A 9314-nucleotide genomic window follows, 5' to 3' on the forward strand; every position below is an offset into this window, starting at 1 on the left:
CGAAACGGCGCCGGACAGGCGGTCCCGCCTGCTCAAGGCTTCCCGCCTGCTCAGCGCCTCGCCAACCCCTCGATCTCCAGCTCGGGCAAGTCGTCCGCGGGCAGGAACCCGAAGATCTGGGCGAGGAAGCTGAGTTCGGCCGCCAACGCGTCCGCGCGCGCAGCCGAACTGCGAAAGCCGTGGCCTTCTCCCTCGAAGATCCGCATCGCCATGGGCAGCCCGCGCCTTCGTGCAGCGTCGGCCAGCGCGGTCGATTGAGCCATCGGGACGACCGGATCCTCGGTGCCCTGCAGGATCAGGATCGGCGAGTTCAACCGGTCGAGGGTGTTGATGGGGGAGCGGTCCTCATACCGCTGCGCCGCTTCGGGCCACGGACCGACCAGCGAATCCAGATAGTGTGACTCGAATTTGTGCCCGCCAACCAGCGCCTTCAGGTCGCTCACGCCGTAGCGGACGATGCCCGCCGTGAACCGGTCCGAGTTCATCAGCGCCCTCAGTACGGTGAATCCGCCCGCCGAGCCGCCGGCGATGGCGATGCGTCCAGGATCGATCAGTCCCGCGTCAATGGCCGCATCGGCCGCGTCGATGCAGTCGCTGACGTCGGCTCTGCCCCAGGCACCGAGCAGCCGTTCGCGCCAGTCGCGTCCGAACCCGGCGGAGCCCGAATAGTTGACATCGAGCACCGCGATGCCGCGCGAGGTCCAGAACTGGACGGTGGCGTAGTAGCCATTGGTCGCCATCGCTGTCGGGCCGCCGTGTACACGCACCAGCGCTGGTGGTCGCGTGCCGGTCGGCCCCTGAAAGGCGTCGTTGGTGGGCGGGTAATACCAGGCCTGCACCTCGCCTGTGCGTCCCTCGAAGACCAGCGACCGCGGCACCGAGGTCACCGCACGAGCGGGCGACTCCCCGGTCGAGCGGAGGACCTTCAGGGCACCATCGGGCTCCACGCGGACGAGCGCAGTATGGTCTCTGGGACGATCGACGATCGCATAGCCGACGCTGTTGGTGCTGGCCACCGAATCCACCGACGACATCCCGGCCAGGCGCCTCGGGGGTTCGCCGCGACGAGAGACGATCTCGAGGTGGCAGAAGCCTTCGTCGAGTTGCCAGCTGAGAATCCGGTGGTCGTCGAGCGCGGCGGTGACGTGGTTGCCCAGCACGAAGAGCGGCAGGTCGTGGTCGCGGGGGCCTTCGGTGAGGGCGCGAATCCCGTCCGGCGACCATTCGCAGAGTTGGAAGAATCCGGACTCCTCGCTGGTGAAGATCAGGCTGTCGTCGTCGTTCCAGCGCGGATGATGAATGGCGATGCCCTCCGCCCCGCCAGCCGGTTCGCCGATGATCAGCTGGACGTCAGCGAGCCGCCAGCCGGCTGAGGCGGTGACCAGCCGTCCGACTTTCAGCAGGGTTGAGTCCCACGGCATGGACGGATGGTTCCATTCCAGCCAGGCCAATCGTCCATCGTTCGACAGTGCTGGGTTGGCGTAGAAGTCGGCGCCGTGCTGCAGCACGGTCTCGCTGCCGGGCCCGCCGTCGACCGAAGGCCAGCCGAGTGCAACAAGTGTGGTCTCGGGTTCACCATCAACGCGATGATCCTCGCGGATCGCCAACACCAACCCGGCACCAGGGTAGACGCGCAGATCGCCATAGCGGACGACCGGATCGGCGGTAGTCAACCGGTGAACGCTCCCGTCGGGAGTACGTAGCTTCACGCTGCGATCGACATCATCGCAATAGACCAAGATGCCGTCGCGCACATCGAAAGCGCCGCCGCCGTACTCGTTGACGCGGCTGCGCACATTGGCGGTGGGGGTGATCTCCTGTGCGGCCCCGCTGGGAAGCAGCCGCATCACCGTGCTGCGACCGTCCTGATCGGGGATCGTCTCCAACCACCACAACCAGCCGCTATCGGCCACCAACTCTCGCATCGACGCGCCCGCTGCGATTACGTCGGCGATGCCGATCGGTGAGGCCCAGCTGCCGTAGGGGCTGACGATCGGCCCATCCGCTACGTCCATGGCGGCCAAGCTACCTCATCTGAGGCAGCCCTGCGCAGGTCCAGCAACGGCAGCGCTGCGCAGGTCCAGCAACGAGCGCGAAGCGGCTCGCCACCGCCAGATTTGTCGCTCTGCCCAGAAGTCCGTGTCCACGGGCTGGCCAATTTGGCAGGGTTGACGATAGACGGAAGTCCTAGGGTAGTGTGACCTGCGGATCATCAAAGTTAGACAAACGTCTAGTACGTGCCCCCTCACGTGATCCCTGTCTCCTCGCTCAAGGGGTCCACATTGTCAGTCGACAGGTCAATCGATAGTCGGATACAGCCCTGGGTCTCGGGTCTTGATCGGCCCACCACGACAAGGCCTCTATTCGGGGTGGTATCCGCCGACGACTGGTACCTGCGGTTCCACAAGCTGCTGAGTGTCGGTGACGTGATTGTGGTCTCAGCTGCGGTCGCGATCAGCTACCTGGTGCGTTTCGGCGCGCCATCTCTGGCCTTGGCAAATGACCCGGTATGGGAGGCCGGCTTCGTGACGGTCGTGTGGCTGTTGATCTTGAGTGTGGTGGGTTCCAGGGACCGCCGCGTTGTCGCGGCGGGGCTCGAAGAGTACAAGCTGGTGTTGGCGGGAAGTCTGCACACATTTGGCGTCATCGCCATCGGCTCGTATCTTTTGAAGGCGGAGCTCTCGCGTTCCTACTTCCTCATAGCGTTGCCGCTCGGCACGATCTTGCTACTGGCATTCCGGTGGGTTGCGAGGCTGCGGTTGAGCAACGCTCGGCTGCGGGGACAGCATCTGATGCCGACGATCGTCGTCGGATCGGTGGCCGAAACGTCTCGCGTGATTCATCAGTTGCGTCGCACGCGAGAATTCGGATTGACGCCCACCGCTTCATGTCTGGTCGGGCCCCACCAGTCTCAGCTGAGCTCGGAGGATACTCGCCTGCCGCAGGTATCTCTCAAACAGATTCCCGATCTGGTGGCGAGCGGCGCATACCGGTCGGTCGTGGTCGCGGGTGGGGAGTTGTCGACCGAGCAGCTCCGCGATCTCGTCTGGGGTCTCGAGCGATCGCACACCAGCGTCATTCTGGCCTTGGACATCTTGGACGCGGTGGGCTCCCGGGTCAGCATCCAAGAGGTCGCAGGCTTCGATCTCGGTCACCTCGGCCTTCCGCAGCTGAGTGGCTGGACGCTGCGCGCCAAGCGGGTATTCGACATCGTCTTCTCCACGCTCGCTCTCGTCGTGCTGTCACCTGTCTTCCTGGCCATCGCTATCGCGATCTATTTGGACGATCGCGGTCCTATCATCTTTCGCCAGCAACGGGTGGGTCTGCGTGGCAAGCCATTCACGATTCACAAATTCCGCAGCATGGCGGTGGATGCCGAGGCAAGGCTTGAGGTTTTGCGTCACCAGTCAATGGGCGATGGGCCGTTGTTCAAGATGGACGACGACCCTCGTATCACCCGGGTCGGCCGCATTCTGCGTAAGTACTCGCTCGATGAACTGCCGCAGTTCTGGACCGCTCTTCGCGGTCGGATGAGCATTGTAGGTCCTCGTCCTCACCTGGAGCGAGAACTCGATGAGTTCCCTGACGTGGGGCTTCGCCGATTGTTGATCAAACCGGGCATCACGGGCCTGTGGCAGGTGAGCGGACGATCCGATCTGAGCCTGGAGAACAGCATCAAGCTGGACCTGCGCTATGTGCAGAGGTGGTCGCTTCTGGGCGATGTGGTGATTGTCCTGAAGACGGTCAAGACGATGATCTCGCCCCAGGGTGCCTACTGATCCGGGCGGTTCGTAGCGGCCAGACGGACGATCCGCGCGACCTCGTCCACTGCGGGAATGAGTTGATTCGCGGACAGCTGATAGGTCTCCCACGACCGACGATACGGATCGGTGACGTCATCGTCAGTGGGGTCGGCCGGCGCTGCTTGGCCCATTCCGCGTATCGACGCGACGACACCAACCGCGGCACGCAGCCGTGCCGATGGCTCGCGTTCGGCTTGTCGGGCGGCGGTGATAATAGCGACGTCAGTGCAGGTCCGTGCCAGCCGTGCGAACTCTCGGATGGTGAAGACTGATCGCATGCGCGTCGGCATCAGTTCGAGCACGTCGCGGCGGTGGCTTCGTGTCATGACGAGAATGAGGTCGGGGCTGGTCAGGTCTTGGTCGAACAGCGATTGGGAACGGTGAGCTGCCGCAAGCTGTGCGGACACGCCATGCTGGACGGCCAGTTGCTGAGCCTGTGTGGTCATTGGTGCCGAGCCCAGATCGTACGTTCCCGCGCTGTGGATGCGTCCGGGTAACCCGGATAGCTTCGAACGAAGCAGCAACTCTGCGAGTGGAGACCGGCACACGTTCCCGGTGCAGACGGTCAGGATTTCGAACATACGGGCTCCGTTCGGTGAGTTGATTCCGATGATAGTCGAGCGCGTGAGCCGGAAGGGCTTGTCGCGGGGACGTCGCCAGCGCTGGACTGAAAGTGATTTTCACTAGGCAACGAGAATCTGCTAAACTTTTTATCAACCAACAATCTTGCGTCTCGCACCCCCCGAGAAGAGTTCGCCGGGTAGCTGGTTTGGAGAGTAGCGAACACGGTCCTCCAGCACTGCCTGATCGCAAAGGAAAAGATGGAGCTTCGCGATTATCTGCGTATAGTCCGCTCGCACTGGGTCGGCATCATTCTGGGTGCTGTGATCGGTGCCGCTTTGGCATTCGGCTGGGCCGCGCTGCAGCCCAAGGTCTATACGGCTGATGCCAATGGCTACGTCGTGGCCATCAACACGGAGTCGAGCAATCCGGCTGACAATGGCCTCGCGCTGTCGATGGTGAAGTCCTACGTAGAGATCGGCAGCTGGCGATCGGTCGCCGAGAACGCCATTGCGGAGCTAGGTTTGGACACCACGCCCGAGGCCTTGGTCAAGCGGGTGAGCGTCTCGAACCCCCTCAACACTGTGATCATCGAGGTCCAGGCCACTGGGCCGACGCCGGAAGAGGCCCGAGACCTGGCCAGTGCCTGGGTTCGGGCCATGCAGGCCGAGATCGAGCGTATCGAAGGCAGCGCACAGGGGGATGCACCCGCCCGGATACGGCTCGAAGCCGCCGATTCCGCTCGCCTGCCAGACTCGCCGACGTCGCCCAATACGCGTCTGGCCATCGCCATTGGCGGGCTACTCGGGCTGGTTGCGGGCGCTTCGTACGCATTCCTGCGCTTCACCCTCGACCGAAGGGTGCATTCGGCCGAAGCCGTCGAAAGGGGGACCGGCCTCACGATCGTTGGCAGCATACCCGAGGAGAAGTCGTTCACCGGGGAGTACCTCCTCATCCCGTTCGCAGGCGCCAGCGCCGGCACCGGACACGATAATCTGCGCGCGGTCTCCGAGGCCATGCGCGAACTACGGACCAATATTCAATTCATGAATGTCGACGATCCGCCGCGCACGATCGTGGTCACCAGTGCATTGCCGTCCGAAGGCAAGTCAACGATCTCTACCAACTTGGCAGTTACATTGGCCGAGGGTGGTCAACGTGTCGTGTTGATCGACGGGGACCTTCGACGTCCGGTCGTGGCAGGCATCTTCGGCCTTCCCGGTGAGGTCGGCCTGACCGACGTGCTGGTAGGACGAGCGTCCATAACCGATGTTGCGCAGACGGTAGGTTCCCGCGGCTATCTCACAGTTATCGCCGCGGGCAAGATCCCGCCGAATCCCAGTGAGTTGCTCGGCTCTCAGCGGATGCACGACCTCGTTCACCATCTGGCCGAGTCGGCAGTCGTCATCGTGGACGCTCCGCCGCTGATCCCGGTGACCGATGCGGCCGTGCTCAGCCACAGTATGGATGGCGCCGTCCTGGTGACGGCCGTGGGTAAGACGACCATCGATGCCCTGCAAAAGGCGCGGACCAATCTTGAGCGTGTAGGTGGACGGCCGCTGGGTGTTGTACTCAACCGAGTTCCCCCCAAGCGTTCTGGATCGTACGACGGCTACCGCTATACCGGCGACTACTACCTCTCGTCCGAAGAAGCCGTCCGCGACCCCTCGGAGGTCACCGACGCCCGCGACCCTTCGTCGGACGATCACGACCCTTCGAACGGCACGGTGGACCCCATCGGCGCGCTGCCGATGATTCCCTCGACAGTTCGGCCGCTGCCCAAGCGTGCCGCACTCAGGACGACCGCGATGCCCGCGGTCGAGAACGAGTGAGGATCGCGACAGCCGCGACGATCGGCCTCGTCCCCGCCCGGTAGGGACTCGTCATGCACTGTGTGGCGAGTCGTGAACTGTGGCGAGTCGTGAACTGTGTGACGAGAGAGGTTTTCGGCATTGAGATCGCACGAGATCAGGGGTGCCGCACGGCGGGATCGTCGCGGTGCGCCTGCCAGTAGGCGTCCATGGTGTCGTTCTTCAGCGCGTCACCCAGTTCTGCCACACCCGCGGCATCGACAAGATCGATTGACTGACCATCGGACGAGGTGCCGAATCCCGAGATCGGAGCCTGCAAGGACCGCAGAGCGTCGCCGTCGGTAGCTCGCATCGATAGTGCCAACTTGGTGATCTCGGCGCCGCTGAAACCTTCGTCAACCGTGAAATAGGGGGCAAGAGTGCTGAGCACCGTGGCGAACTTGCCCGGGTCGGCCAGCACCTCGGGCGTGACAATCTTCTTGACCACCGCCATCACCACATCGCGTTGCCGCCGGGCCCGGTCGAGATCGCCGTTGGGCAGATCGTAGCGTTCGCGGGTGAAGGCCAATGCCGACCTGCCATCGAGATGGATCATGCCCTCAGGGAACGTGAAATCGCCGGGATCCGATGCAACGAAGTTATAGACGTCGATACCACCGATGGTGTCGACGACCGCCATGAAGCCCTCAAAATCGATGAGCACCGCATGATCGATCTGTGCGCCGGTGAGATCTTGAACGGTCTGGACGGTCAGCGGTGCGCCTCCCCAGGCGTAAGCGGCGTTGATCTTCGCCTCGCCATGCCCGGGGACGGTGACCCACATATCTCGTGGGAAGGAAATCAGATAGACATGTTCGCGGTCCTGGCTGATGTGAGCCATCATCAAGACGTCGGACCTGCCCTGGTCGCCGGTGCCGCGGCTATCGCTGCCGAGCAGCAGGATGTTCATTCCTGCCGACTGGGACGCTTCCTGGGTCGAACTCGGCGTGGAATGCGGGAGCATCTGCTCACGGCCCATGTCGTTCAGCGCGTCGTTTGCCGACTTGGCGTAGAAGACCGCAAAACCCGCGATAACGAGCAACACGAGTCCCAACAGGCCCGCCATGATCGCGAACGCGCGGCGGCTGCGGCGCCGGGTGCTGGTCTTCGTCTCGGGCGTCTCGCTTTGATCGGGCAGCAGATAGTCGGAGTCGCCATCGTCTGGTCCATCGAAGCCGCGGCGCGCCTTCTTCGATTGCTCGTTCTGGCTCATCTGGCTCCCTGTGCTCTGTGCTGATGCCAGGCAAGTATATCTGTGCGACTGTTATATCTGTGTGCCTGTGACAAGCTGGAACTGTCTGGGACGAGCTGTTCTGCTTGGCGAATCGGGCCGAAGGTTCGCTAGGCTTCCACAGGATCGATGCGCAGGAGGCAGCAGCTTGAGGGTCTTACATCTGGTCAACACCCTGTCGCATCCCAACGGGATCGTCAATGTCGTGGTGGACCTGAGCATCACGCAGGTGATTCAGGGCGATGACGTGGTGGTGGCGAGCGCCGGTGGCCACTATGCGGCCTTCCTTGAGGCGCGCGGGGTGCACGTCGAATCGATCGCCGTCGGGGATCGCAGCCCGCAGGGGGTCGTGCGGTCGGTGTGGCAGGCACGGCGACTCGTGTTGAGCTTTCGTCCGGATGTGATCCATGCGCACACCGTAACCGCGGTGCTGGTGGCGCGGCTGCTCTTCGCGGGCGTTCCGATCATCGCGACGGTCCACAACGAGTGGCAGCGCAGTTCATACCTCATGAGGTTCGCCGACCGGGCGGTCGGTGTAAGCCAAGCGGTGACCAAGGCGATGATCGCCCGCGGAGTTCCTGCCGATCGGCTGCGAACAGTGTGCAACGCGACCGTAGGGTCGCCGAGGGAACCTGCCGATATCGTTCCGAAGGAACTCAGCCATCCGGCGGTGGTGTTCGTCGGAGCCCTCACCCTCATGAAAGGGATCGACATCCTGGTTGAGGCATTCGCCAAGGTCCATCAGCGACTGCCTGAGGCGCATCTCTATCTGGTCGGGAACAATGATCTGCCGCTGACCGATGACGCGGTGAGCGCGTTGGGGATCGACGGTGTCGTCCACATCATGGGTGCGCAGGATCCCTATCCGTACTACGCAGCCGCTGACCTCTTCGTGCTGCCATCGCGCGCCGAAGCCGCGGGGCTGGCGCTTCTTGAGGCCATGGGAATGGGGGTGGCGTCCGTCGGGAGCCGGGTGGGAGGCATGGCGGACTTCTTGGACGAAGAAGGCGGCGGCCTCACGTTCCCGTCCGAAGACGTGCAGGCACTCGCCGATCTCATCGTCCGCTGCCTGACCGACGAACGATTGCGCGCGGACCTGAGCCGACGTGCTCGTGAGGTGGCTCAGCAGCACACGGTGGAGACTCTCGCCCGGCAATACCGGGACGTGTATGAGGAATTGCTGCGTTGATTCTTCGCTGGTCATCTGCTGATCCGTCGCCCGCGGGAGTGATCCAAGCCGACCGGCTGGCATCTGGGCTTCAATTGAGGCAGAATCAATAGACAAATCGAACAGTTCGTGTTCCGTCGGCGGAGCCATCGCGCAGGTTGCAGGGGAAGGCACACCTGAAAGCGAGAGGAGCCGGGATGGGAACCATGTCGCGTGGAGTCATTTTCGTGCACTCGACGTCTACTGCGCTGTGCCCGCACATCGAGTGGGCGGCAGGCGCGGTTCTTGGCGCGCCCGTCAACTTCGAGTGGACGCAGCAGCCGGCCGAACCGGGCACGTTGCGCACGGAGTTCTCGTGGACGGGGCCCTCGGGCAGCTCCGCGGCCCTGGCCAGCGCATTGCGCAGTTGTCAGCGCATCCGCTTCGAGGTGACCGAGGATGCGTCCGTCGCCGACGAGGGCCAGCGCTATGCCTTCACGCCGGAGCTGGGTGTCTTTCATGCGACCACCGGTCCGCACGGAGACATTCAGATCTCGGAGCATCTGCTGCGCACCGCAATGGCCACTGCCTCCCAGGGCGGCATCGGCTTGGAGGATGCGCTGAGCGAGTTGCTCGGCGAGCCTTGGGACGCCGAACTCGAGGTCTTCCGCTACGCCGGCGAGGACGCGCCGGTCCGTTGGTTGCACCGCGTCGGCTGAGCG

Annotated in this window: 7 protein-coding genes; 4 read left to right on the forward strand and 3 right to left on the reverse strand. The window is 63.5% G+C overall.

The genetic code is table 11. The annotated features are described in order from the left end of the window. Positions 1 to 50: 50 nt before the first annotated feature. Positions 51 to 2015 (reverse strand): prolyl oligopeptidase family serine peptidase, encoded by a 1965-nt coding sequence (locus AAFP05_RS12155; protein ID WP_341730137.1) that lies wholly within the window; start codon positions 2013 to 2015, stop codon positions 51 to 53. A gap of 354 nt (positions 2016 to 2369) precedes the next feature. On the opposite strand from AAFP05_RS12155, the gene AAFP05_RS12160 reads away from it, so the two are divergent. Further along, entirely contained in the window at positions 2370 to 3779 is a 1410-nt protein-coding gene (locus AAFP05_RS12160) for a sugar transferase (RefSeq protein WP_341730138.1), read from the forward strand. Here AAFP05_RS12160 and AAFP05_RS12165 read toward each other — a convergent pair. Then, the gene (locus tag AAFP05_RS12165) at positions 3773 to 4384 is read right to left on the reverse strand and encodes a hypothetical protein (RefSeq protein WP_341730139.1); all 612 of its coding nucleotides are present in this window, start codon (positions 4382 to 4384) and stop codon (positions 3773 to 3775) included. The two genes, AAFP05_RS12160 and AAFP05_RS12165, sit on opposite strands and share 7 nt — an antisense overlap. Before the next feature lie 240 nt (positions 4385 to 4624). Here AAFP05_RS12165 and AAFP05_RS12170 point away from each other — a divergent pair, with 240 nt between their 5' ends. Next, complete coding sequence (locus AAFP05_RS12170) at positions 4625 to 6196, forward strand: polysaccharide biosynthesis tyrosine autokinase (protein WP_341730140.1); 1572 nt, start codon at positions 4625 to 4627, stop codon at positions 6194 to 6196. A 136-nt stretch (positions 6197 to 6332) separates the two neighbouring features. Here the strand turns inward: AAFP05_RS12170 and AAFP05_RS12175 are convergent, their stop codons facing one another. Then, positions 6333 to 7427 (reverse strand): LCP family protein, encoded by a 1095-nt coding sequence (locus AAFP05_RS12175; RefSeq protein ID WP_341730141.1) that lies wholly within the window; start codon positions 7425 to 7427, stop codon positions 6333 to 6335. Between the two features lie 166 nt (positions 7428 to 7593). On the opposite strand from AAFP05_RS12175, the gene AAFP05_RS12180 reads away from it, so the two are divergent. Together AAFP05_RS12180 and AAFP05_RS12185 are read left to right on the forward strand one after the other, a co-directional pair. Then, a complete protein-coding gene (locus AAFP05_RS12180; RefSeq protein WP_341730142.1) occupies positions 7594 to 8634 on the forward strand; it encodes a glycosyltransferase family 4 protein in 1041 nt (346 codons plus the stop codon). 176 nt (positions 8635 to 8810) lie between these two features. Continuing rightward, positions 8811 to 9311: a DUF3145 domain-containing protein gene (locus AAFP05_RS12185; protein WP_341730143.1), complete on the forward strand. Its 501-nt coding sequence runs from the start codon at positions 8811 to 8813 to the stop codon at positions 9309 to 9311. The last annotated feature ends 3 nt before the right edge of the window (positions 9312 to 9314 follow it).

The sequence above is a fragment of the Brooklawnia sp. genome, assembly GCF_032229645.1.
Classification (GTDB): Bacteria; Actinomycetota; Actinomycetes; order Propionibacteriales; family Propionibacteriaceae; genus Brooklawnia.

Bases quoted from the DNA above. Each gene is read 5' to 3' on its own strand.
- AAFP05_RS12165 (WP_341730139.1), bottom strand. From the start codon at position 4,384: ATGTTCGAAATCCTGACCGTCTGCACCGGGAACGTGTGCCGGTCTCCA.
- AAFP05_RS12185 (WP_341730143.1), top strand. From the start codon at position 8,811: ATGGGAACCATGTCGCGTGGAGTCATTTTCGTGCACTCGACGTCTACT.
- AAFP05_RS12175 (WP_341730141.1), bottom strand. From the start codon at position 7,427: ATGAGCCAGAACGAGCAATCGAAGAAGGCGCGCCGCGGCTTCGATGGA.
- AAFP05_RS12155 (WP_341730137.1), bottom strand. From the start codon at position 2,015: ATGGACGTAGCGGATGGGCCGATCGTCAGCCCCTACGGCAGCTGGGCC.
- AAFP05_RS12170 (WP_341730140.1), top strand. From the start codon at position 4,625: ATGGAGCTTCGCGATTATCTGCGTATAGTCCGCTCGCACTGGGTCGGC.